General features: G+C 65.2%; 15 protein-coding genes and 2 tRNA genes. 6 read left to right on the plus strand and 11 right to left on the minus strand.

The features are described from left to right. The first annotated feature begins 292 nt into the window (after positions 1 to 292). Together ACVWY6_RS19115 and acpS are read left to right on the plus strand one after the other, a co-directional pair. The gene (locus tag ACVWY6_RS19115) at positions 293 to 9,514 is read left to right on the plus strand and encodes a fatty acid synthase subunit beta domain-containing protein (RefSeq protein ID WP_457540269.1); all 9,222 of its coding nucleotides are present in this window, start codon (positions 293 to 295) and stop codon (positions 9,512 to 9,514) included. Continuing rightward, positions 9,511 to 9,921: a holo-ACP synthase AcpS gene (gene acpS, locus ACVWY6_RS19120; protein ID WP_062797664.1), complete on the plus strand. Its 411-nt coding sequence runs from the start codon at positions 9,511 to 9,513 to the stop codon at positions 9,919 to 9,921. The genes ACVWY6_RS19115 and acpS overlap by 4 nt, the downstream gene beginning before the upstream one ends. Positions 9,922 to 9,937: 16 nt before the next feature. On the opposite strand, the gene ACVWY6_RS19125 is transcribed toward acpS, so the two are convergent. Both ACVWY6_RS19125 and bcp read right to left on the minus strand, forming a co-directional pair. Then, on the minus strand, positions 9,938 to 10,636 hold the full coding sequence (locus tag ACVWY6_RS19125) for a TetR/AcrR family transcriptional regulator (protein WP_084248217.1): 699 nt from the start codon (positions 10,634 to 10,636) through the stop codon (positions 9,938 to 9,940). 18 nt (positions 10,637 to 10,654) lie between these two features. Then, positions 10,655 to 11,128 (minus strand): thioredoxin-dependent thiol peroxidase, encoded by a 474-nt coding sequence (gene bcp / locus ACVWY6_RS19130; protein ID WP_023960487.1) that lies wholly within the window; start codon positions 11,126 to 11,128, stop codon positions 10,655 to 10,657. Positions 11,129 to 11,272: 144 nt separating this feature from the next. Between bcp and ACVWY6_RS19135 the strand changes: the two genes are divergently transcribed. Continuing rightward, positions 11,273 to 11,494: a DUF3618 domain-containing protein gene (locus tag ACVWY6_RS19135; protein ID WP_099385042.1), complete on the plus strand. Its 222-nt coding sequence runs from the start codon at positions 11,273 to 11,275 to the stop codon at positions 11,492 to 11,494. A gap of 22 nt (positions 11,495 to 11,516) precedes the next feature. Here the strand turns inward: ACVWY6_RS19135 and ACVWY6_RS19140 are convergent, their stop codons facing one another. Together ACVWY6_RS19140 and ACVWY6_RS19145 are read right to left on the minus strand one after the other, a co-directional pair. Beyond that, positions 11,517 to 12,926, minus strand: coding sequence for a chloride channel protein (locus tag ACVWY6_RS19140; RefSeq protein ID WP_457540272.1), 1,410 nt, complete (start codon positions 12,924 to 12,926; stop codon positions 11,517 to 11,519). A 148-nt stretch (positions 12,927 to 13,074) separates the two neighbouring features. Then, a tRNA-Lys gene (locus ACVWY6_RS19145) sits at positions 13,075 to 13,147 on the minus strand. Positions 13,148 to 13,382: 235 nt separating this feature from the next. On the opposite strand from ACVWY6_RS19145, the gene ACVWY6_RS19150 reads away from it, so the two are divergent. Continuing rightward, complete coding sequence (locus ACVWY6_RS19150; RefSeq protein ID WP_457540273.1) at positions 13,383 to 14,561, plus strand: L,D-transpeptidase; 1,179 nt, start codon at positions 13,383 to 13,385, stop codon at positions 14,559 to 14,561. Positions 14,562 to 15,027: 466 nt separating this feature from the next. Here the strand turns inward: ACVWY6_RS19150 and ACVWY6_RS19155 are convergent. The 7 genes from ACVWY6_RS19155 to ACVWY6_RS19185 all read right to left on the minus strand — a co-directional run bounded on the left by ACVWY6_RS19155 (position 15,028) and on the right by ACVWY6_RS19185 (position 20,351). After that, positions 15,028 to 15,103 (minus strand) — tRNA-His (locus ACVWY6_RS19155). A gap of 85 nt (positions 15,104 to 15,188) precedes the next feature. Continuing rightward, positions 15,189 to 15,788 (minus strand): oligoribonuclease, encoded by a 600-nt coding sequence (orn, locus tag ACVWY6_RS19160; RefSeq protein WP_023960479.1) that lies wholly within the window; start codon positions 15,786 to 15,788, stop codon positions 15,189 to 15,191. Between the two features lie 63 nt (positions 15,789 to 15,851). Then, entirely contained in the window at positions 15,852 to 16,655 is an 804-nt protein-coding gene (cmrA, locus tag ACVWY6_RS19165; RefSeq protein WP_457540276.1) for a mycolate reductase, read from the minus strand. A gap of 27 nt (positions 16,656 to 16,682) precedes the next feature. Continuing rightward, positions 16,683 to 17,189 (minus strand): nitroreductase family deazaflavin-dependent oxidoreductase, encoded by a 507-nt coding sequence (locus ACVWY6_RS19170; RefSeq protein WP_457540278.1) that lies wholly within the window; start codon positions 17,187 to 17,189, stop codon positions 16,683 to 16,685. Positions 17,190 to 17,213: 24 nt separating this feature from the next. Continuing rightward, positions 17,214 to 19,259, minus strand: a complete 2,046-nt coding sequence (locus ACVWY6_RS19175; RefSeq protein ID WP_457540280.1) for an oxidoreductase — start codon at positions 19,257 to 19,259, stop codon at positions 17,214 to 17,216. 41 nt (positions 19,260 to 19,300) lie between these two features. Further along, positions 19,301 to 19,858: a PadR family transcriptional regulator gene (locus ACVWY6_RS19180; protein WP_030163788.1), complete on the minus strand. Its 558-nt coding sequence runs from the start codon at positions 19,856 to 19,858 to the stop codon at positions 19,301 to 19,303. 94 nt (positions 19,859 to 19,952) lie between these two features. Continuing rightward, the gene (locus ACVWY6_RS19185; protein ID WP_457540283.1) at positions 19,953 to 20,351 is read right to left on the minus strand and encodes a DUF6188 family protein; all 399 of its coding nucleotides are present in this window, start codon (positions 20,349 to 20,351) and stop codon (positions 19,953 to 19,955) included. 101 nt (positions 20,352 to 20,452) lie between these two features. Between ACVWY6_RS19185 and ACVWY6_RS19190 the strand changes: the two genes are divergently transcribed. After that, positions 20,453 to 21,817, plus strand: a complete 1,365-nt coding sequence (locus ACVWY6_RS19190) for a hypothetical protein (protein ID WP_457540285.1) — start codon at positions 20,453 to 20,455, stop codon at positions 21,815 to 21,817. A gap of 197 nt (positions 21,818 to 22,014) precedes the next feature. Beyond that, on the plus strand, positions 22,015 to 23,115 hold the full coding sequence (locus ACVWY6_RS19195) for a tyrosine-type recombinase/integrase (protein ID WP_457540287.1): 1,101 nt from the start codon (positions 22,015 to 22,017) through the stop codon (positions 23,113 to 23,115). Positions 23,116 to 23,167: the final 52 nt, after the last annotated feature.

Raw genomic sequence — 23,167 nt, forward strand, 5'->3', positions numbered from 1 at the left:
TCGGGGGTTACTCGCCGGTATACCCACGGGTCACATTGAAACATGAGGAAAACCTCATTTTCGTGTGCAAACATGGTCATCGTGCGCATCAGGAGACCGCGGCATCGACGCCGTGCGTCCAGGGATGAAAAGGAGTGCGTCGCAGCGTGATTCGAGAATCGGATCACCGCGACCGCCAACGGGTGGACTCCAGACGTCCACGCGCCGCCACAGACATCGAGTGGCCGACGAAGACCTACCGCGGTGTCACGCCCGCCGACCGACGAACACCACAGCTACATGAGGGAGCCTCGTGACGATTCACCAGTTCCGCACCGGATCCGAAGAAAACTCAGCGTGGGCCGCACGCCCCGACGGAATCCTGATCGACCGACTGCGAGAAGGTGAGCCGTACGCGGTCAGCTTCGGGGGACAAGGTGGACCCTGGCTGCCGATTCTTGCCGAACTGGTCATCGACGCAGACCTCGACCGCAGCATCGCGAACATCGTCGATGCCGCCGAGCGGCTCATCGAGCCGGTCGCCGACCGCCTCGCCGCGGTCCGGCCCGACGGCTTCCATCCACTCAGTTGGGTGCACGCACACAACGCCGAAGAATCGGTACCTGCCGACCATGCTCTCGCCGCGGCGCCGGTGTCGGTGCCGGGCATCCTGCTTGCTCAGCTGGCGGCCATCAGTGCCACTCGCAAGCAGGGACTCGATCTCGGCGAGCTGGCCCCTGTTGCGGCGATCGGACACTCGCAAGGCGTGCTGGGCACCGAGGCGATCAAGGCCGCAGCCGAGGACGGCGGTCTGGGCGACGGCGCACTACTGGCCGTAGCGCATCTCATCGGCGCGGCGGGTGCTTTCATCGCCCGTCGACGAGGCCTCACCTCCGACGCTGCCGGGAGCCCGATGCTGTCGGTCGCGCAGGTCGATCCGGCCCGCATCCAGACACTCGTCGACGACTACGCGTTGACGCTGCGCGAATCGGACCGTGAATCGGCGCCTGTGCTCTCGATCGTCAACGGACGACGCTCCGTGGTCCTCTCAGGAGCTCCGCGCCACCTGTCGGCATTCGTCAGCCAGTGCGAGACGCTCGCCGCCGCAGAAGCCGCCGAACGCAAGAAGAAGACGACCGGCGGCACCGCCTTCGCGCCGGTCTTCGATCCGCTGTCGGTGTCGATCGCCTTCCACCATCCGGCGCTCGAGGCCGCCTGTGATCTCGTCGCCGACTGGGCTGCCGTGTGCGGCATCGACCCCGTGGCCGCACGACGACTCGCCGCGGCAGTACTGGTCGACAAGGTCGACTGGGTCGACGCCCTCGACGACGTCGTCAGTGCCGGCGCCAAGTGGATCCTCGACCTGGGCCCCGGCGACGTCGCCACCCGGCTGAGCGTTCCCGTGGTCCGCGGGCAGGGCGTCGGCCTGATCTCGGTGAGCCAACGCGGTGGGCAGCGCAACCTGTTCGCGCCCGGAGGCATCCCCGATGTCCAGCGCCCGTGGAGTACTTACAGCCCCAAGATCGTTCAGCTTCCCAACGGTCGCCACGTGGTGGAGACCGCGTTCACCCGTCTCACCGGGCGATCGCCGATGCTCCTCGCCGGAATGACGCCGACAACGGTCGACCCCGCGATCGTGGCCGCGGCCGCCAATGCCGGACACTGGGCCGAGCTGGCCGGTGGCGGGCAGGTGACCGAGGGCATCTTCGCCGACAACGTCGCCAAGCTGACCGAACTCCTCGAGCCGGGCCGTCAGGCGCAGTTCAACACCCTCTTCCTCGACCCCTACCTGTGGAAGCTGCAGATCGGCGGCAAACGCCTCGTGCAGAAGGCACGTGCAAACGGCGCGCCGATCGACGGTGTCATCGTCTCGGCTGGCATCCCGGAGCTCGACGAGGCCGTGGCGCTGGTGTCCGAACTCGCCGACGCGCAGATCCCGTTCATCTCGTTCAAGCCCGGCACCATCGGACAGATCCGTTCGGTGATCCGCATTGCTGCCGAGGTACCGCACTACCCGGTGATCGTCCAGATCGAGGGGGGCCGCGCAGGAGGCCATCACTCCTGGGAGGATCTCGACGACCTCCTCCTGGCCACCTACGCCGAGCTGCGCGCCCGCCCCAACGTGGTCATCTGCGTCGGCGGCGGAATCGGGACAGCCGAGCGGGCCAGCGAATACCTCACCGGAGTCTGGTCAGCGGCCCACGACTACCCGCTCATGCCGCTCGACGGCATCCTGATCGGCACCGCCGCCATGGCCACCAAGGAGGCGACCACGTCGCCGGCGGTCAAAGAACTCCTGGTCAACACCCCGGGCTGCGACGAGTGGATCGGCGCAGGCTACGCAACAGCCGGAATGGCCTCGGGCCGAAGCCAGCTCGGCGCCGACATCCACGAGGTCGACAACGCGGCGTCGCGATGTGGCCGACTGCTCGACGAGGTGGCCGGTGACGAAGAGGCCGTGCAGGCTCGTCGCGACGAGATCATCGAGGCGCTCACCGGAACGGCGAAGCCGTACTTCGGCGATGTGGCGCAGATGACCTACCGCCAGTGGCTCGAGCGTTATGTCGAGCTCGCCGTGGGTGAGGCCACCGGGGCAGCGACATGGGCCGACGTCACATGGCGTCAGCGCTTCATCGAGATGCTGCAGCGCGCAGAAGCTCGTCTCAACGATGCCGACCGCGGTCAGATCCCGACGCTGTTCGGTCACACGTCGGCCACCGACAATGCCGGTGCAGCCATCGATGCGCTGGTCGCGGTGTACCCGGCTGCCGACACCGACGTTCTGCACCCGGCCGACCTGATCTTCTTCCTCGACCTGTGCCGTACGCCCGGCAAGCCGGTCAACTTCGTCCCGGTCATCGACAAAGACGTGCGTCGCTGGTGGCGCAGCGACTCCCTGTGGCAGGCCCACGATCCGCGCTACGGCGCAGACGAGGTGTGCATCATCCCGGGACCTGTCGCCGTCGCAGGCATCACCCGCGTCGACGAACCGGTCGGCGAGTTGCTCGACCGCTTCGAAGCCCAGGTGGTCACCGATCTCCACGGCATCGGCGTAGAGCCCTTCTCGGTCAGCGCGCGACTTCGTGCGGGCCTGGTCGACGTGGAAGGCGTGCTCGGCACCGTCGTCGAGTCGCTGAGCGTGCAGTGGTCCGGGCGCCTCGTCGCAAATCCTGTTGCTTTGCTTGGTGACCGGGATGCGTGGGAGTTCCCCTCCACCGAGCGTGGTGAGCACGAACCGACCGGGGCCGTCCTCGAGCGCACCTCCGACGGAGTCGTCCTGACCGTGCCGATCGGCACGGCCACCGTTGCCATCCCGATGACCGTCGACGAGTCGATCCTCGACGGTGGGTCACCCAAGGTCACCATCGAAGGCGCCGCAGGCGCGATGCGCCAGATCCTGGCGGTCGCAGCCGGTGGATCCCTGGCGTCGGTGACCGATGGCGCCGCCACACGCACCGTCACGTGGGACCCGGACCTGGTCGCCGACCACGCCGCGGTCACCGCGTACACCCTTCCCGAGCATCTGAGTGCTTCGGTCCCGCAAGGCGTCACCGGGTTCGCCAACCCCGACACGCTGGTCGGATTGTGCTGGCCCGCCGTCTTCAGTGTCATCGGATCAGCGACGACCCAGTCCGGCGAGCCTGTGGTCGAAGGCCTGCTCGATCTGGTCCACCTCGATCATGTTGCGTCCACCGTCGGCGAACTGCCGCGCGTGGCAACAGATTTGACGGTCACCGCAGCGCTGTCGGGTGTTGTCGACACCGACCTGGGCCGTGTGGTCACCGTGGTGGTCACCATCTCCGACGCCGACCGCCAGATTGCCGAGATGACCGAACGGTTCGCCGTACGCGGACGCACCGGCGACGGCGAGTTGACCGATCCGAGCCGGGCCGGTGGTGCACTGAGCGCCAAGTCAGGCGAGGCGACCCGCAAGAAGATCCGCGAAGTCACCATCGCAACCCCGTCGCGGATGCACGGATTCGCCCTCGTCTCAGGCGATCACAACCCTATTCACACCGACATGTCGGCAGCGAAGATGGCCGGTCTGGGCAGCCCTATCGCTCACGGCATGTGGCTGTCCGCGGCTGCACAGCACGTCGTGACCGCCACAGACGCCAAGAACCCCATCCCGGTGCCTCGCGCACTGCTCGGCTGGACCGCTCGTTTCCTGGGCATGGTTCGCCCCGGTGACGAGGTCACCATCCGCGTCGACCGCGTCGGTATGGACGCCGGCCGCGACGTCATCGAGGTCAGCGCGAAGGTCGGCGACCTGCTCGTGATGAACGCCACCGGCCTCCTCGCGCCTGCCAAGACCGTCTACGCGTTCCCCGGGCAGGGCATCCAGAGCAAGGGCATGGGACTCGACGCACGGTCGCGTTCCAAGGCTGCCCGCAAGGTCTGGGACCGGGCGGACAAGCACACCAGGGATGCTCTCGGCTTCTCGATCCTGGCCGTGGTCCGCGACAACCCGACCACACTCTCGGCAGGCGGCACCACCTACCACCACCCTGACGGGGTGCTGTTCCTGACGCAGTTCACACAGGTGGCCATGGCCACTCTGGGCGTCGCGCAGATCGCCGAACTCAAGGAGTCGGGCGGTTTCGTCGAGAACGCCATCACCTGTGGTCATTCGGTGGGCGAGTACAACGCGCTCGCCGCGTGCGCCGGGGTGCTGCCGTTGGAGGCTGTCCTCGAGGTCGTGTTCCAGCGTGGCGAGGCCATGCACCACCTGGTCCCGCGAGATGCGAAGGGCCGCAGCGATTACCGCATGGCCGCGATCCGGCCGAGTCAGTTCGGACTGGCCGACGCCGATGTCATGGACTGGGTCTCGCAGGTCGGCGAACGCGCCGGTGAGTTCCTGGAGGTCGTGAACCTCAACCTGCTCGGCTCGCAATACGCGATCGCAGGCACGGTCCGAGGACTCGAGGTGCTGGAGGAGGAGATCGAAGAACTCCGTGCCAAGGCGGGCGGCAAGCGCTCGTTCATCCTGGTTCCCGGGATCGACGTCCCGTTCCACTCCACCGTGTTGCGTGCGGGTGTGCCCGACTTCCGGCATCGTCTGCAGGACCTGCTTCCCGAGCACATCGACCCCGACATCCTCGTGGGCCGATACGTACCGAACCTGGTCCCACGCATGTTCAACCTGGGCCGCGACTTCGTCCAGGAGATCGCCGACCTGGTGCCGTCCGAACCGCTCGACGATGTGCTGGCCGACTGGGACACCTGGAGTGCCAAGCCCGGTGAGCTGACTCGCGTGCTGCTGATCGAGCTGCTCGCGTGGCAGTTCGCCAGCCCTGTGCGCTGGATCGAAACACAGGACCTGCTGTTCACCCCGGTCGAGCGTGGCGGAGCCGGAGTGGAGCGGTTCGTCGAGGTCGGCGTGAAGTCGGCTCCGACACTCAGTGGCCTCGCCGGCAACACCCTCAAGCTGGACGACTACCTTCAGTCCGCCGTTCAGGTGCTCAACATCGAGCGTGACTCCGACGTCATCCTGGCGAAGGACAGCGCACCGGATGTGGAGGAAGACGAAGCACCTGCCGTCGAGGCATCAGCTGCCGCAGCGGCGCCTGCCGCCGAAACAGCGGTCGCGGCACCGGCTCCCGTCGCGGCCCCCGCGGATTCGGGTCCCCGTCCCGAGGACATCTCGTTCGGCCCGTCCGACGCGGTCGACGCTGTCATCGCGCTGTGGACAAAGATCCGCATCGATCAGATCGGCGCTGCGGACACCATCGAGGCACTGTGTGACGGTGTGTCATCTCGACGCAACCAGTTGCTTCTCGACATCGGCGGCGAACTGGGCCTCGGTGCCATCGACGGCGCCGCAGAGGCCGAGATGCCCGCGCTCGCTTCGACGGTGAACGCACTGGCCCGCGGCTACAAGCCGCTCGGTTCGGTGCTCACCGACGCCGTCGGCGACCAGATCCGCAAGGTGTTCGGACCGGTTGGCAAGCGCGCGTCGTACATCGAAGACCGCGTCACCTCGGTGTGGCAACTCGGCCCCGGCTGGGCGCTGCACACCAGCGTTGCGGTCGCTCTCGGTAGCCGCGACGGCGTCAGCGTCCGCGGTGGCGACTTGGGCGACCTGGTCTCGGAGGCGCCTTCGAACGCCGACGGCATCGACGCCCTGATCGATGCTGCGGTCGCGAAAGTCGGCTCCAACAAGGGCATCTCGGTGAGCAAGCCTGCCGTCGGCGGGGGCGGCGGAGGCGGAATGGTCGACGCTGCAGCTCTCGGAGAGCTCACCGAGCAGTTCACCGGGCGCACCGGCGCTCTGGCCTCGGCCGCGCAGACCATCCTGCAGAAGCTCGGTCTGGCGGACGAGCCCGAGCTCGCGGCACCTGCCGAGGACAACACCGCGGTGCTCGAACGTGTCAGCGCCGAACTGGGTTCGGATTGGCTGCGTGTGGTGGCCCCGGCATTCGACGAGCGCCGCGCGGTGCTCATCGACGACCGATGGGCCAGTGCTCGCGAGGACCTGGCACGGCTGTGGCTCGAGGACGAGCACGTCATCGACAACGAGTTCTACGACATCAGCGGCAAGTTTGTCGGCGCGGGCGAGACCGTCTGCCATCAGGCCACCTGGTGGCAGGGCAAGGCGCTCGCGAACGGACACCAGGTGCACGCCCGGGTCTACGCGCAGATCGCCCACGCGGCCGAAGATCCGCAACCTGAGACCTACGCCGACGACATCGCCGTGGTGACCGGAGCCAGCAAGGGGTCGATCGCTGCCGCAGTGGTCGAGCAACTGCTCGCCGGCGGGGCCACCGTGGTCGCGACGACCTCGCGCCTCGACGACAACCGGCTGGCGTTCTTCAAGTCGCTCTACCGTCGCAGTGCCCGCGGAGACGCGGCGCTCTGGGTTGTCCCGGCGAACCTGTCGTCGTACACCGACGTCGACGAGCTGGTCGAGTGGATCGGTAGCGAGCAGACCGAGAACCTCGGCGGCAAGACCGGAGTGCTCAAGCCGGCGCTCAAGCCGACTCTGCTGTTCCCGTTCGCCGCACCGCGGGTCGCCGGCGACCTCACCGACGCGGGCGGCCGCGCCGAACTGGAGATGAAGGTGTTGCTCTGGTCGGTGGAGCGGCTGATCGCCGGTCTCGGCGACATCGCGGCTGACCATCATCTGGCGGCTCGGCTGCATGTGGTGCTGCCAGGCTCGCCGAACCGCGGAATGTTCGGTGGCGACGGCGCTTATGGCGAGTCCAAGGCCGCGCTCGACGCACTGGTGAAGCGCTGGGCCGCGGAGGATTCGTGGAACTCCAAGGTCACCTTGGCGCACGCGCTGATCGGATGGGTCACGGGCACCGGGCTGATGGGCCACAACGATGGACTCGTCGAGGCTGTCGAGGCCGCAGGTGTGAAGACCTGGTCGACCCACGAGATGGCCACCGAGCTGCTCACGGCGGTGACGCCCGAGAGTCGGGTCCAGGCCAGGACCGAACCGTTGCAACTCGACCTGACCGGGGGACTCGCCGACGCCACGCTCGACATGAAGGCGCTGGCACAGGCCCAGGCTGATGCGCTGGCCGCAGTTAGCGACGAGGACGAGTCCGACGAGCCGACACTGGCCGCACTGCCTGCCCCGGCCCGAGCGCCCGAGTCGACCACCCCTGCATGGGGCAAGATCGACGCGCGCCCGGAGGACCTGGTCGTGATCGTGGGTGCCGGGGAACTCGGACCGTACGGCAGTGCACGGACCCGGTTCGAGATGGAGGTCGAAGACGAACTGTCGGCGGCCGGCGTTCTCGAATTGGCGTGGAGCACAGGCCTGATCACGTGGGAGGCCACACCGAAGCCCGGTTGGTACGACGCCGAGTCGGGCGACCCGGTCGCCGAGTCGGAGATCGCTGATCGCTACCACGACGCTGTGGTCGAACGCTGCGGCATCCGCCGGTACGCCGACGACGGCGACATGATCGACAACTCGTCACCGTTGCTGACCTCGGTGTACCTCGACAACGATCTGACCTTCTCGGTGGCGTCGGAGGGGGAGGCACGCTCCTTCCTCTCGGCTGCGCCGGACAAGACCAAGATCAAGGTCGACCCGGACAGTGGCGAATGGCAGGTGACACGTCAGGCGGGCACCGAGATCCGCGTACCGCGTCGATTCAAGCTCACCCGCACCGTGGGTGGCCAGATCCCGACCGGGTTCGATCCCACCCGCTGGGGTGTGTCGGCCGACATGGCCGAGTCGATCGATCGGGTTGCGCTGTGGAACCTGATCGCCACTGTCGACGCCTTCCTCGCTTCCGGTTTCGAACCGTCGGAATTGATGCGGTGGGTGCATCCAGGCCTGGTTGCCAACACCCAGGGCACCGGCATGGGCGGCATGACGTCGATGCGATCGCTGTACCTCGACACCTTCACCGGTGAGGCCAAGGCGAACGACATCCTGCAGGAGGCACTGCCGAACGTTGTTGCAGCACACGTGGTCCAGTCGTACATCGGTAGCTATGGCGCGATGATCCACCCGGTGGCCGCCTGCGCCACCGCGGCGGTGTCGGTCGAAGAAGGTGTCGACAAGATCAAGTTGGGCAAGGCGTTGTTCGCGGTCGCCGGTGGGTTCGACGACCTCGGTATCGAGGGCATCGTCGGGTTCGGCGACATGTCGGCCACCGCCGAGACGGCCACGATGGAGGCCAAGGGCATCGATGCCCGCAGGTTCTCCCGAGCCAACGACCGTCGTCGCGGCGGATTCGTCGAGTCGCAGGGTGGCGGAACGATTCTGCTGGCCCGCGGTGACGTGGCCGCTGAGATGGGTCTGCCGGTTCTCGGTGTGGTCGGATGGGCGCAGAGCTTCGGTGACGGCGTACACACGTCCATCCCGGCCCCCGGCATCGGTGCACTCGGAGCCGCTCGCGGACACCAGGATTCAGGTATCGCCCGGTCGCTCCGTCAGCTCGGTGTCAGTCCGGACGACGTGGCTCTGGTGTCCAAGCACGACACGTCCACCAAGGCCAACGACCCCAACGAGGCGAACCTCCATGAGAGGCTTGCCGAGGCGATCGGTCGTAGCGACGGTGCGCCGTTGTTCGTGGTGTCGCAGAAGTCGCTGACGGGCCACTCCAAGGGCGGCGCGGCAGCCTTCCAGCTGATCGGTCTGTGCCAGGTGTTGCGCGACGGCGTCATCCCTCCCAACCGCAGCCTCGACTGCGTCGACGAGGTGATGGCCGAGCACAAGCATCTGGTGTGGCCGACCGAACCGTTGCGATTCGGCGAGAGGTTCGCCCTCAAGGCCGGCCTCTTGACGAGCCTGGGCTTCGGGCACGTGTCCGGCCTCATCGCCGTGGTGCACCCGGAAGCCTTTGTGGCCTCGCTTGATCCGGCTGAGCGTGAGCGTTACCGCGCTGCGGCAACCGAACGTGCGCGGCTGGGCCAGCAGCGTCTGCTCGAGGCCATGTGCGGCGGCAAGCCCGCCTACCAGCGGCCCCCGAACCGCCGGTTCGACGACAGCTCCTACGAGGGCGATCAGGAAGCGGCAATGCTGCTCGACGCGGAGGCTCGTCTGTCGGCGAACGGAACCTACGGCGGATGACGGTCATCGGAGTGGGGATCGACCTCGTGTCGATCCCCGGCTTCGCCGAGCAGTTGAAACAGCCCGGCACCACATTCGCAGATCGGTTCACGGTGGGAGAGCGGCGTGATGCCGCCTCGGGCACCGGGGACGAGGCGAGGCATCTCGCGGCCCGGTGGGCGGCGAAGGAAGCGGTGATCAAGGCATGGTCGGTGAGTCGCTTCGCGCGCTCGCCCCTGCTCCCGCTGATCCGGCACGGCGACATCGAGGTCGTCACGGATGCCTGGGGTCGGCCGGCCATTCGACTGGGCGGTGAAATCGGTACGCACCTGGCAGGAACAGTGGTGCACATCTCGCTGACCCATGACGGCGACATGGCGGGTGCGGTCGCGGTGATCGAAGAGGCTCCGCAGTCGCAGACTCAGTAGTGCCTGCGTCTGTGAATCACCGTGCGTTGCGGTTGTTCTCGGGATCTTCCAGTAGCATGTAGCGTCCCAGCATGCGCTTGAGTTCGGTGACCGTCGCGGAGTGGTTCTGACCTTCTTGCACCGAGAAGCTGAGCAGCGAGTACGCCGTGTGCACCAGGAGTTCGGACATCAGCGCCCGGCGCCTGCGATCCGGGGTCAGTGGGGCGATGATCCGCGCGACCAATTCCGCCAGCGCACGCTCGTGCACGGTGGCAGTGGCACGAGTGGCAGGCGTCGACTGCACAGCGAGCCACACCGCGCGGCGGGACGGATCGTCGTGCCACAGCTGCGCCAGGTGATCGATGAACTTCTCCAGTAGGCGAGGCCAGTCCAGAGACGGAACCTCCGCGGCGAATCTGGCCAGTTCGCTCTGTACCCCGGCAGCGTCTTCTCGATCGAGTTCGCAGACCACGACGTACTTGTTCGCGAAGTACTGATAAAGCGTCCCGATCGGGACGTCGGCGCGCTGCGCGATGTGCTCACACGTCAGCGACTCGAAGCCCACCTCGATCAGCAGGTCGCGCGCAGCGGCAAGCATCGCATCGAACCGCAGTTGGCTGCGTTGCTGCGTGGGCCGTTTGCGCGGAACGAGTGGTTCGGAACTGAGCAACCGAGAGACACCGGTCTTGAGGGCGCCGGAATCCCCGGTGCCGGTACCGGACTGCCGCTGGGCCATGGCCACAGGTCGCTTCGGCTAGACCGAGAGGTCGCGGCGAAGTTTCGCCACGTGCCCTGTGGCGCGCACGTTGTACTGTGCCACAGCGATTTTGCCCTCGGCATCCACCAGGAAGGTGGATCGGATCACTCCGGTGACGGTTTTGCCGTACATCTTCTTCTCACCGAAGGCACCCCAGGCCGTGAGGACTGCCTTATCCGGGTCGGACAGAAGCGGGAACGTCAGCTCCTCCGCATCGCGGAACTTGGCCAGTTTTGCGGGCTTGTCCGGAGAAATGCCGATCACCTCGACACCCGCGTCGTTCAGCTCGCCCAAGTTGTCACGGAAGTCGCAGGCCTGCTTGGTGCAGCCCGGAGTGCTGGCAGCGGGGTAGAAATAGACGATCACCTGACGTCCCCGATAGTCGTCGAGCGAGACAGTGTTCCCGTCGGCGTCCGGCAGGGAAAAGCCTGGGGCCTTGTCGCCCACTGCGAGTCGTGTGTTCTCAGTCATCGGGTTCAGGCTAGCCGAGGACGCAATCCGTGTGGCGGAACACTGGCAACCCGGACTGTGAACTACCGTAGAGCCCGAGAACTGACCGGCCGCTCCGCGCCTTCGTACGAGCGCGGGGAGTGGACTTCACCGATGGAGGACCTTGTGGGACGCGATACCGACGACATCGAGCGCGAGATCGAACGGGCCCGCGACGAACTCGCCGAGACCCTGGACGCCCTTGCGACTCGCGCCAATCCCCAGCGGCTGGCCGAAGATGCCAAGGCCACCGCGCTCGTGACCCTCCAGAAGCCGGCGGTTGCGGGAACGTTGATCGCGGTCGGAGTCGTTGTGGTCGCGATCGTCATCAAGAAGATCGTCTCCTGAGCATCTGACTGACTGAGCAGCTTCAGTCGAGCGGCCGGGACCCCGACCGCTCGACCGAAGCCGCTTCCCGGTCCTCGCGCTGAGCGCGATAGATCGAGTCCCCGCTCCGCAACACCAGCAGGTAGGCGATACCCACGGCGACCATCCCGCCGGGGAGCAGGGTGTAGCCGCCGGTCATCTCGGCCACCATCAGCATCACCGCTACGGGCACCCGGGCGATGGCGCCGAAGCAGGCCATCATCGCGACGATGACAAACGCCGCCGGCGCCTCGGGGACGCCGGGCGCGAACGGCTCCATCAGTCGCCACAGCGCAGCGCCGACGAACGCGCCGATCACCATGCCCGGGCCGAAGATGCCTCCGGCACCTCCGGATCCGATCGACAACGAGGTCGCGAGGATTTTGGCGAAGGGGAGTGCCAGCACGATCCACAGCGGCATCGAGGCCAGTGTCTCCGCGCTCATCGCTTCCTGCACCCAGCCGTACCCGCTGCCCAGTATCTCGGGCATCGCCAGGGCGAGCAGGCCCACCAGGAGACCGCCGACGGCGGGTTTGACGATCCGGTTGCCGGGCAAGCGGGCGAACACGCTGACTGTGCCGTAGAAGAAGCGGCTGTACAGAATTCCCACGCCGCCCGCGAGTAGTCCGATCACGGCGAACCAGATGAGCTGCGTGGGTGTCTCGAATCTGTAGTCGTCGGCCACGAATCCGAACAGCGGCTCGTAGCCCTCGACCGAGCCGAACACGCTGTAGGCGGTGACAGACGAGATCAACCCGGGGATGAGCGTCCGGAACTCGAAGTCGTTGCGGTACAAAATGGCTCCCGACAGCACCGCGCCACCCAGAGGGGCTCCGAAGATTGCCCCGATGCCTGAGCCGATCCCGATCGCTACCGCGATTCGGCCGTCGTCGTCGGTCAGATTCAGCCATCGCGTGAACAGCGACCCGAATCCTGCGGAGATCTGTGCTGCCGGTCCTTCCCGGCCCGCAGATCCGCCGGAGCCGATGGTCAACGCGCTCGCGACCATCTTCACCCCCACCGCCCGCATCCGGATGCTGCGCGGACCGGAATGGACGGCCTCTATCGCGGCATCGGTGCCATGCCCTTCTGCCTCCGGTGCGAACCGTGCGACGAGAACGGCCGAAGCAAGCGCGCCGCCAGCGACGACGAGGGGGATTGCCCAGGGCCGACTGAAACCGTCTGAGTGGCCCGTGTCGCCGTCGCGCCCGGCCTGGGGAGGTTCGTAGCCGCCTAGGCCTTCCAGGAGGAGTCGGCCGGCCAGCTCGAGCATTTCGAAGAAGACCACCGCGCCGAGTCCGGCGACCACGCCGATGGAGATGCCCAAGACCAGCCACCTGACGGCATAGCTCGAACGTTCGAGTCGGCTACCGATTCTGGCGCCGAGCGCTACGACAGCAGCCCCTCGCGTCATTGGGATGACAGTAATGGGAAGAGCGTGTCCAGGTGTGACAGTTGACGATCGGTCACGTGCGACCGGTCAGGTTGCTGTCGATTGTTCAAATGATCTTTGGCCGTTGCGGCCTGTGCACGAATTGAAGTGGTGCAGTCAATCCGAGAAGTGCGCCATCAGGGACTCGAACCCCGAACCCGCTGATTAAGAGTCAGCTGCTCTGCCAATTGAGCTAATGGCGCGCGTTGTTGCGACTTGGAACGTTAGCAGGCCTCACGCGGAAAACGAAAATCGCGTGGTCGCAAAGGTGAAAACGGTCGGTTTTGACCGCTCGTCGCGTTTCCTGTCCGTCACACATTGCCCGTAGACTCTCCTCAGTTGGTTGGTGCCCACTCGTGGGCTTGAGGGGATGTTTGGAGTGTGATGGGGTTCACGCAGACCTCGGTAGGACAAGGGGCTCGAAAGTCCACTGTTTTCATGGTTTTCCTGATCGCACTCGCCGCGGTGATGTCGGCGTGTGCCTCCGATGCCCCAACGCCCAAGTACAGCGATCAGGTTGTCAGCACCACACCGTTCGACGACCTCCTGCAGCCGGCGGTGAAGATCACCGGTTTCGCGGACAAGCCCGTGGTCGACGGTGATGTGGGGTTCTCGCCCGGCGCACCCGTGAAGGTCACCGCGAGCGATGGGCGTCTCACCGACGTCCAGATCACCAACTCGGCGGGCGCACCGGTGCCGGGCACGCTGTCGCCTGACAAGAAGAGCTGGACCGTGGCCCCCGGGTCGTTCGGTTACAACAAGACCTACACGCTGACCGCTGACGCCAAGGGCATCGGTGGAAGCACGAAGGCAACCACCTCGTTCACCACGAGTTCGCCCAACAACCTCACCCAGGCCTATCTGCTGCCAGAGGACAATTCGACTGTCGGCGTAGGGATGCCGGTCTCCATCCGATTCGATGAGGCGATCCCCAACCGCAAGGCTGCGCAGGACGCGATCACGGTCCGTACCGACCCACCTACCGAGGGTGGCTTCTACTGGCTCAGTGACACCGAACTACGTTGGCGCCCGGCGCAATTCTGGAAGCCCGGCACAAAGGTCGATGTCGCGGTCAACACGTACGGCATCGATCTGGGTGACGGTCTCTTCGGCCAAGAGAACCTGAAGACCAACTTCACGATCGGTCGCGAGCTCATCGCCACCGCCGATGACAACACCAAGACCATCACCATCACGGAGAACGGCAAGGTCATCAAGACGATGCCGACGTCGATGGGCAAGGATTCGACGCCCACCGACAACGGCACGTACATCATCGGTGATCGTCTCGACCGCATCGTGATGGATTCGTCCACCTACGGTGTCCCCGTCAATTCCCCGGCCGGGTACCGGCTGGATGTCGACTACGCCACCCAGATGTCGTGGAGCGGTATCTACATCCACTCCGCGCCGTGGTCGGTGTACGCGCAGGGCAGCGAGAACACGAGTCACGGATGTCTGAACGTCAGTCCGGAGAACGCTCTGTGGTGGGTTCAGAACTCGTTGCGAGGCGACGTCGTCACCGTGAAGAACACTGTGGGTCCTGAGCTGTCGGGTACCGACGGCCTCGGTGACTGGAACATCCCGTGGGAGACCTGGAAGCAGGGCAACGCCTGAGGCTCAACGCGTCCCCGTTATGGGGACGTCGGGGGTCTACTGCGGGTTGTGAGCCAGAGCCAGGCCTAGAAGTCGCTTCGCGCGGGGAGTAGTCCAACTGCGTCGTCGGAGCCGCGAGGCCCAGGCCCAGCGGTGGCTCGCACTTGGTGATGGTCGCGTGTGCACCACGGACCAAAAGACGCCGGCCCTGTCCTCCTCAGGGCAACTCGTACGTGAGAGGCCGACCCGCGGCCTCCTCGACCTTCTCCGGGCCCGTACTCGTCGCGCTGTGACGTCCAGCGAGGGTCAAGGCAGCCACACGCCACTGAGTTGTCCTGGTGGCCAGTCTGTGTGGTGAGGCGAGCCGAGAATCAATAGCGCGGCGAAGATATGGCCGCCCGATGGTGCGACGTCGGCAGCGGTCGAGAACTGCTGGAAATACAAAGGCCGGTGCTTGCGCGATCAGCGCTCACACCGGCCCTCGTGTTGGGGTGGACGACGGGACTCGAACCCGCGACAGCCAGAATCACAATCTGGTGCTCTACCAACTGAACTACGCCCACCATCGGTTCCGCGTTAGCGGAACCAGGGACTTACTCTAGCGGCTCGCCGGTCCGGAATTCCAATCGGTTACCCGGCCTGTCGCCATCAGGCCGGACCGAGCGTTTTGGTCACTTCCTCGATGGCCGACGATTCGGGCCCAGGAGGGGCGACAAACGCTGTTGCCCGGTAGTACTTGAGCTCCCGAATCGATTCCCGGATATCGGCCAACGCACGGTGTGCCAGGCCCTTCTCTGGCTGCCCGAAGTAGATGCGCGGGTACCACCGGCGGCACAGCTCTTTGATGGAACTGACGTCGACCATCCGGTAGTGCAGGTACGCGTCGAGTTCGGGCATGTCCCGGGCGATGAAGCCGCGGTCGGTGGCGATCGAGTTGCCGGCAAGGGGTACTGCGCCGGCGGTGTCGATGTGCTTGCGCAGGTAGTCGAGGACCTGCTTCTGCGCCTGCTCGATGGTCACGGTGGACGCACGCACTTCTTCGGTGAGTCCGGATGCTGCATGCATCTTCTTCACCACCGCAGGCATGGCCGCCAGGGCGTCGTCGTCGGCGTGGATGACCACGTCGACGCCGTCACCGATGATGTTGAGTTCGCTGTCGGTGATCAGGGCTGCGATCTCGATGAGCTTGTCGCTGCGCAATTGCAGCCCGGTCATCTCGCAGTCGATCCACACAAGTTTGTCTTGCACCCCACAACCCTAGTTGAGCGGTTCGTGGCGTCATGCCCTGACCTGCGCCCGCCCGGGGCGGACCTAGTCGCCGAGCTTGCGGTAGAACGAGCCGACGATCGGTGCCGTGAACTTTCGGGGGGTGTAGCCACCGGCAACCGACATCGCCTTGGATAGCGCCCCGGGGACCACGCGCATCTTGTTTCGCTCCAGGGCGTCGAGGCTGAGTTTCGCCACTGACTCGCTCGAGTTCCACATGAAGTCGGGGACCACACGATCGACGATGCTTGCCTCTTCGGGCGTCGGAGTGTGGGTACGCACAGGTCCCGGCGCCAGCAGAGTCACGTGCACACCTTGGTCTGCCACCTCACCCCGGACTGATTCGGAGAGGGTGTTCACAAACGCCTTGGTTGCCGCATAGGTGGCGTTGTTCGGGATCGGCATGTTGCCCGCCGCCGAACCGACCATGAGGATCCCGCCGGCTTTGCGTTGCACCATCTGCGGCAGAGCCGCGAGTGTGAGGTCGTGCACGGCAACGGTATTGAGCCTCACCTGTGCTCGCTCGTATTCTTGGTCCAGCTCGGACAACGGTCCGAAGGTGGCGATGCCCGCGTTGTTGCACAAGATGGAGATCTCACGGTCGCGGAGCTCGTTGCAGAGGGTGTCGGTCGCGGTCGGATCAGAGAGGTCGGTCGCACGCACCTCCGCCTCGACACCGAACGTCGCGCGCAACTCGGTCGCGGTGGCGGTCAGGATTTCCTCGCGGCGGGCAACCAAGATCAGGGAGTGCCCGCGTCGGGCGAGCTCGGTCGCGAGTGCTGCGCCGATACCCGACGATGCGCCGGTGACGACTGCCCTGGCTGACGGTGTCGGATGGGGGATAGGCATGGCGCCGATCGTATCGGGAGGATGCCTTCAGGTGGCCGACAGCCGGAACATGCGGATGTCTCGCGAGGTCTTGCTGCGATAGATCGCGTAATTGCGCGCCACTTTTTCGAACTCGCGATAGAGGCGTTCCTTCTCGCTGCCCTCGACAAGCGTGGCAGTCGCCGCGATCTCGGTTCCGTCGATGTTCACCGACGCCGCGGGGTTCGCGAGGAGGTTCGCGGTCCAGGCGGGATGGTGGGCCTGTCCGAAGTTGGACCCGACCACGTAGAGGTCCGGGTCCTCGCGGTAGTAGAGAAGGGGCGATACCCGGTGTTGCCCGCTCTTCGCGCCGATGGTCGTCAGCAACATGGTGGGGGCCCCGACCGGACCGGCGATGGTGAACCGTCCTCTGCTACGGATCAGAAGTCGCCGGTCCAGCGGAATCATCTTGCGTGCCAACCACGTTCCGGGTGAGGTGGCCGCCACTGCGAACATGACCCGGTTCAGCGGCGAGCTTTTCGAGCCCCAACGCCTGTCGGGAAATGGTGCGGTCACGGCTTCACCCCTCGTGGTTTGGCTTCAGACGATACTTTCGGCGACCTCGGTGCCCTGGCGGATCGCCCGTTTCGCGTCGAGTTCAGCGGCCACATCGGCGCCGCCGATGACGTGGGTGCTCACACCCGCGACGGTCAGCGGGTCGACGAGCTCGCGCACCGACTCCTGACCGGCACACACGACCACGGTCTCGACGTCGAGCACACGCGTGGTGCGCTCGCCGCCTTCCTCTTTGGGAGCGAAACTCAGGTGCAGACCTTCATCGTCGATCTTGTCGTAACTGGCGCCGGAGATCTGTTCGACGCCTTTCATCTTGACAGTGGCACGGTGCACCCAGCCTGAGGTCTTGCCCAGCGTTTTACCCTGTCGTCCCGGTTTGCGCTGCACGAGATACACGGTGCGGGCAGCAGGGGTGGGACGTGGTTTGCCGACAAACCCCGGCACGCCCAGGTCGTCGGTGATGCCCCACTCTTCTGCCCATTCCTTGACGTTCAGCGTGGGGGAGTCGTCGACGGTGAGAAATTCGGTGAGGTCGAAGCCGATACCGCCGGCCCCGATGACAGCAACGGTCTTTCCGATTGTCTTGTGGCCGAGCACAGCCTCCGCGTACGACATCACCTTGGGGTGGTCGATACCGGGGATGTCGGGCATGCGCGGAGTGACGCCGGTCGCCACGACGACATCGTCGAACTTCTCGTCGATCAGTTCTTCAGCGCTGACCCAGGTGTTCAGGTGGACATGCACACCGGTCGCCTCGAGCTGGGCTGTGAAGTATCGGATGGTCTCGGAGAACTCTTCTTTCCCGGGAATCCGCGCTGCGATCGAGAATTGGCCGCCGATGTGCTCTCCCGCCTCGTACAGGTGCACCTCGTGCCCCCGCTGTGCGGCGGAGACTGCCGCCGAGAGCCCGGCGGGTCCAGCACCCACCACGGCGACGCGCTTGGACTTACGGGTGGTGCCGAGCGTCAGCGTTGTCTCGCGTCCTGCGCGGGGATTGACCAGGCATGACACCTTCTTGCCGACGAACGCGTGGTCGAGGCACGCCTGATTGCAGGCGATGCACGTGTTGATCTCGGCGGCCCGCCCGGCCTCCGCCTTGTTGGCGAACTCGGGGTCGGCCAGTAGAGGACGCGCCATCGAGATGGCATCGACTCGTCCACCCTCGAGGATCTGCTCGCCGAGTTCGGGGGTGTTGATGCGATTGGATGCGATGAGCGGAATCGACACCTCTTCGCGCAGGCGCTCGGTGTAGCTGACAAATGCACCGCGGGGAACGGACGTCACGATGGTGGGTACCTGCGCTTCGTGCCACCCGATGTCGGTGTTGATCGCGTCGACACCGTGCTCTTCGAGTTTGCGTGCCAGCAAGGCGATCTCGTCCCACGTCTGGCCGTCTTTGACGAGATCGGCAATGGACTGGCGCATGATCACCATGAAGTCGGGGCCAACTCGTTTACGGATCTCTTTGACGATCTCCACGACGATGCGCTGGCGGTTTTCGGTGCTACCGCCCCATTTGTCGGTGCGGTCATTGGTGCGCTTGCACAGGAAGGTGTTGAGCAGGTAGCCCTCGCCGCCCATGATCTCGATACCGTCGTAACCTGCTTCGCGAGCAAGCTTCGCGCAGCGCCCGTACGACCAGATCGCATGTTTGATGAGGGCATCGTTCATCTTGATCGGCTGAAATGGGTGCACCGGCGACTTTTCCCAGCTGACACTGAACTTCACCGGTGTGTACCCGTACCGGCCGGCGTACAGCACCTGCATCGCGATTTTGCCGCCCTCTTTGTGCACCGCACTGGTGAGGCGTCGGTGGCGGATCACGTCGAGCTTGTTGGTGAGTTTGCCCGCGAACGGCGACAGCAGGCCCGCACGGGTCGGTGCGATTCCTCCGGTGATGATCAGTGCCGCACCGCCTTTGGCTCGTTCGGCGTAGTAGGCGGCGAGCTTGTCGACGTCCCAGAGGCGATCCTCCAGACCGGTGTGCATGGAGCCCATGATGACGCGGTTCTTGAGTTCGACCTTGTTGATGGTCAACGGCTCGAACAGCTTTGGGTACGGGTTGGTCATGGGTGGAACCTTTCTTGTCACGGGGGCTGGCCGCGACGCTTTCAGTTGCTGGGTGGTTCGTCGAGCTGAGCGCTCAACGCGCCGATCACTTCGTCACACCACTCGATGAACCCGATCTCGATACGCACTCCGCCGCGCAAGACCAGGTATTGCTTGAGCTTGCGGAAGTTGAGGGCGTCGGGGTCGGGGTAGTCGTTCTTCTCGAATTCCTGGTAGAGCCTCAGCCTGCCTTCGTGCAGGTCGCGATGGCGCTTCAGTTCTGCGATGAGTCCGGGTAGGTTGCCGAACTCGGCGGCCCTGATCTTGACGCCCAGTTCGTCGCGTAGCTGCTGAGGTTCGGTGGGGGAGCTGACCCACTCCCTCAGCGCCACACGCCCTTTGGCTGACAGCGTGTAGACCTTTTTGTCCGGTCGGCCGTCTTGCGCAACGGATTCGAAGCTCACCAGACCGTCGGTGTGTAGCTTTTTGAGCGTCCGATAGATCTGCTGATGTGTGGCCGACCAGAAATGGCCAATAGACCGGGTGAACTGTTGCCCGATTTCGTAACCGGTGCCCGGACGCTCGGCAAGCGAGGTCATGATCGCGTGTTCGAGTGCCACGTCAGCACCATACCTGTGCAACTGCGCGCTATGCAACAGTGTTCATATGCCAGTTTCTACTAGGTCTAGACTGCGAAACAGGCGCTGCTGCCGTTCAGTGGGCGGCGTGATGGTGCTCGATCACGCGGATTTCACCGGACCGCTCGCACGTTGCGTACCCCTGCCGTTTCGCGAACAGCTCCCACGACGGCCCTTCCGGGTCCGCCGGAACGTCGATGCTGCTGCCGTCGCCGAACTCCATGTGCAGGTCCCCGTCGTCAGTGCATTCGGCCACCGAGCATCTGCTGCCCAGCATGGTGAACAAGGGACGTTGCTCGGGGATCACGTTGGCCGGATCGATGTCGTCGTGGTCGATCCCTCGTCCTCCGATGGGTGGTGAGGTCAGTGAGAAAGGCGACCACAGCACCAGCTCGCAGTGACCGTCGAAGAAGAACGTCAAGTTGTCGTCGAATGTGAGTCGTTCGACGTGATGGCCTTGTATCCACAGGTGCACGGCTACCTCCAAGTGGTTTACGTCACAATTGACTGTCGCGCACATACGCGAGTTAGGCAAGAAGAACGCCGGTCAGCAGTTGCTCGTGACAGTGTCGATTCGTGACTGAGCTGGATGACGATCTGAAGGCATTGCAACGCGATATACGCAATGCGGTGCGTGGAGCACCCGGTGGGATCGACGAAAGACAACGGCGACGACTCGACGAGCTCGTCGCACACGTCCGGCAACACTCACCGTATTTCGGCCGACTCTACCGGGATCTTCCCTGGTCCGGCGCGACCATCACGGACTTGCCGATCACGTCGAAAACCGAGCTGATGGACTCCTTCGACGAATGGGTGACCGATCCGCGGGTGACTCTGGATGGCGTACAGAAGTTTGTCGGCGACCAGGCCTCGGCAGGTTCGGCTTTCCTCGGCGACTACCTAGTGACGACCACGTCGGGCACCACCGGGCATGTCGGCTATTTCGTCACCGAGGAGTTCGCATTTCGTGTCACGCGGGCACTGGGGACGCGGGAACGCAGGATGTCTGTGGTCGAGACCGCGCGGTTCCTCCGACGTGGCCGCCGCACCGCCGTGATCGCGGCGACGAGCGGTCACCACATGGCGCGGGCTCTGCTCGCCCGTCAGCAGGTCCAGGCCGGAGAAAGGCAGTTGGCGAGATTGCTTCCGGTGGACACCCCCATCGGTGAGCTCGTCGACCAGCTCAACGCCTTCGATCCCGCTGTGCTGAGCGGTTATTCGAGCACGTTGCTGCTTCTCGCCGAAGAACAGGCTCGACGACGATTGCACCTCAGGCCGGTCATCGTGCGCCCGATTGCCGAGGGGATGACCCCAGAGATGGCGAAGCGACTTCGTGATGCCTGGCAGGCGCCGGTGGTCAACAGTTACGGGGCCAACGAATGCATGTTCATCGCACGCGAATGCGGCCTGGGCTGGCAACACCTGAACGCCGACTGGGTTGTTCTCGAACCGATCGACCGAGACGGGAGACCCACGGCCCCCGGCGTCGCATCACACTCGGTGTTGCTGACGACCCTGTTCCGTCGGGTGCAACCGATCATCCGGTACCAGTTGGGCGACAGCATCACCATGAAATCGGATGCCTGTGAGTGCGGCAACCGCCTTCCGGCGTTTCGGGTGTCCGGCCGCGTCGCCGAGTTCCTGCATGTCGAATCGTCGGGCGGGGTGAGGGAGTTCGCTCCCTCGGAGATCGGCGCTGCACTCGGTGCCGTGACCCGTTGGGCCCAGTACCAATTCGTGCGGGAGGCTGCGACCAGGGTCGGAGTGCGTGTTCGCCCGGTCGCAGGTGATGACCGTGCGGTGGTCGCTGCGGAGATGGTGGCCGGACTGACGACATTCTTCGTCGAGCGGGGCGTTCCGGAAGTGACGGTCTTCGACACCGGAGAATTGCCGCGGCAGAGCCCGGGGGGCAAATATCTGCGAGTGGTGTCGCAGTGAACATACGACATCAGATCTCGGTGCCCCCGGCAGGACTCGAACCTGATATCCATCTCGGCAGCCTCGGTCTCCACACCAGCGCGTTTGTGGCGAAAGCCCAGGTGATACGACATGCCGAGTGGTTGACATAGCGGACACAAACGGCATGAATGTAGGCTCATCTTGCACGCAAGTTGCACGGATGAGAGGGCATCGGCATGGCAGGCAAGCGCACCAAACGGGGATTCGGCCGTCTCCGGAAGCTCAAGTCACTTCGGTGGCAGGCGGCCTACACCGGCCCTGACGGTGTGGTCTACAAGGCCGCGGCCACCTTCCCGGCCGAGATAGATGCCGAGGGTTGGCTTGCCGCCGAGCGCCGGAAGATGGATCTGGGGACCTGGAGACCGCCGACCGCCGAGGCCGTCCGGGGGACCACCGTCAAGGCCTATTCCGAACAATGGCTTGCCCAGAGGGACCTCAAGCCCCGGACGCGTGCCCTGTACTCCGATCTCCTCCGGCTCCACATCAATCCAGGCCTGGGGGATGCCGAGCTGTCCACCGTCACGCCGGGACAGATCCGGGCCTGGCACGCGGGCCTGCAGACGGGGCCGACGCGCAAAACCCACGCCTACCAACTCATCCATGCCATCTTCCGGACGGCCGTCACTGATGAGGTGATCGACGCCAACCCGTGTCGCCTGGAGAATGCGATGCACACCAAGCGCAAGCGGGAGCCGGTGATTCTGGACGCCAAGGAACTCACCGCGCTGGCCTCGGCCATGGGGGAGCAGTGGGGTACGTCCGTCCTCCTCATGGGGTGGTGTGGACTTCGCCGGGGGGAGTTGTTTGAACTCCGGCGCGGGGACGTGAACCTCGGGGCCGGGACCGTGGCAGTGTCGCGGGCCGTGACCTACCGGGACGGCCAGTGGAGTGTGGACACCCCCAAAACGGCCGCCGGGACCCGGACGGTGGTCATCCCTCCGCACATCCTCCCAGTCTTGAAGCGGCACCTGGCCCGGTATGTGGGCAAGCGATCCGATGCCCTCCTGTTCGCCACGGAGGCCGGGGGACATGTGGGTGAGTGGGACTACCGCAAGGTGTTCGGACCGGCCAAGGCCAAGATCGAGAAGCCGGATCTACGCGTGCATGACCTTCGACACGCGGGGGCCGTCCTGGCCGCCCAGAGTGGTGCAACAGTTGCCGAACTCATGCACCGCATCGGCCACACCACTCCGGCCATGGCGATGACGTACCAGCACGTCGCGGCCAATCGGGACGCTGAAATCGCCCGCCGGATGAGTGAGTTGGCCGGAGGGTAGGCGGCCCCATCTGTGTTGACCTTGTTGGTTAACAACGACTTTCGTGTTTCGG

Source organism: Williamsia sp. R60 (assembly GCF_054063855.1).

Bases quoted from the DNA above. Each gene is read 5' to 3' on its own strand.
- acpS (WP_062797664.1), top strand. From the start codon at position 9,511: ATGACGGTCATCGGAGTGGGGATCGACCTCGTGTCGATCCCCGGCTTC.
- ACVWY6_RS19125 (WP_084248217.1), bottom strand. From the start codon at position 10,636: ATGGCCCAGCGGCAGTCCGGTACCGGCACCGGGGATTCCGGCGCCCTC.
- bcp (WP_023960487.1), bottom strand. From the start codon at position 11,128: ATGACTGAGAACACACGACTCGCAGTGGGCGACAAGGCCCCAGGCTTT.
- ACVWY6_RS19140 (WP_457540272.1), bottom strand. From the start codon at position 12,926: ATGACGCGAGGGGCTGCTGTCGTAGCGCTCGGCGCCAGAATCGGTAGC.
- ACVWY6_RS19150 (WP_457540273.1), top strand. From the start codon at position 13,383: ATGGTTTTCCTGATCGCACTCGCCGCGGTGATGTCGGCGTGTGCCTCC.
- cmrA (WP_457540276.1), bottom strand. From the start codon at position 16,655: ATGCCTATCCCCCATCCGACACCGTCAGCCAGGGCAGTCGTCACCGGC.
- ACVWY6_RS19175 (WP_457540280.1), bottom strand. From the start codon at position 19,259: ATGACCAACCCGTACCCAAAGCTGTTCGAGCCGTTGACCATCAACAAG.
- ACVWY6_RS19195 (WP_457540287.1), top strand. From the start codon at position 22,015: ATGGCAGGCAAGCGCACCAAACGGGGATTCGGCCGTCTCCGGAAGCTC.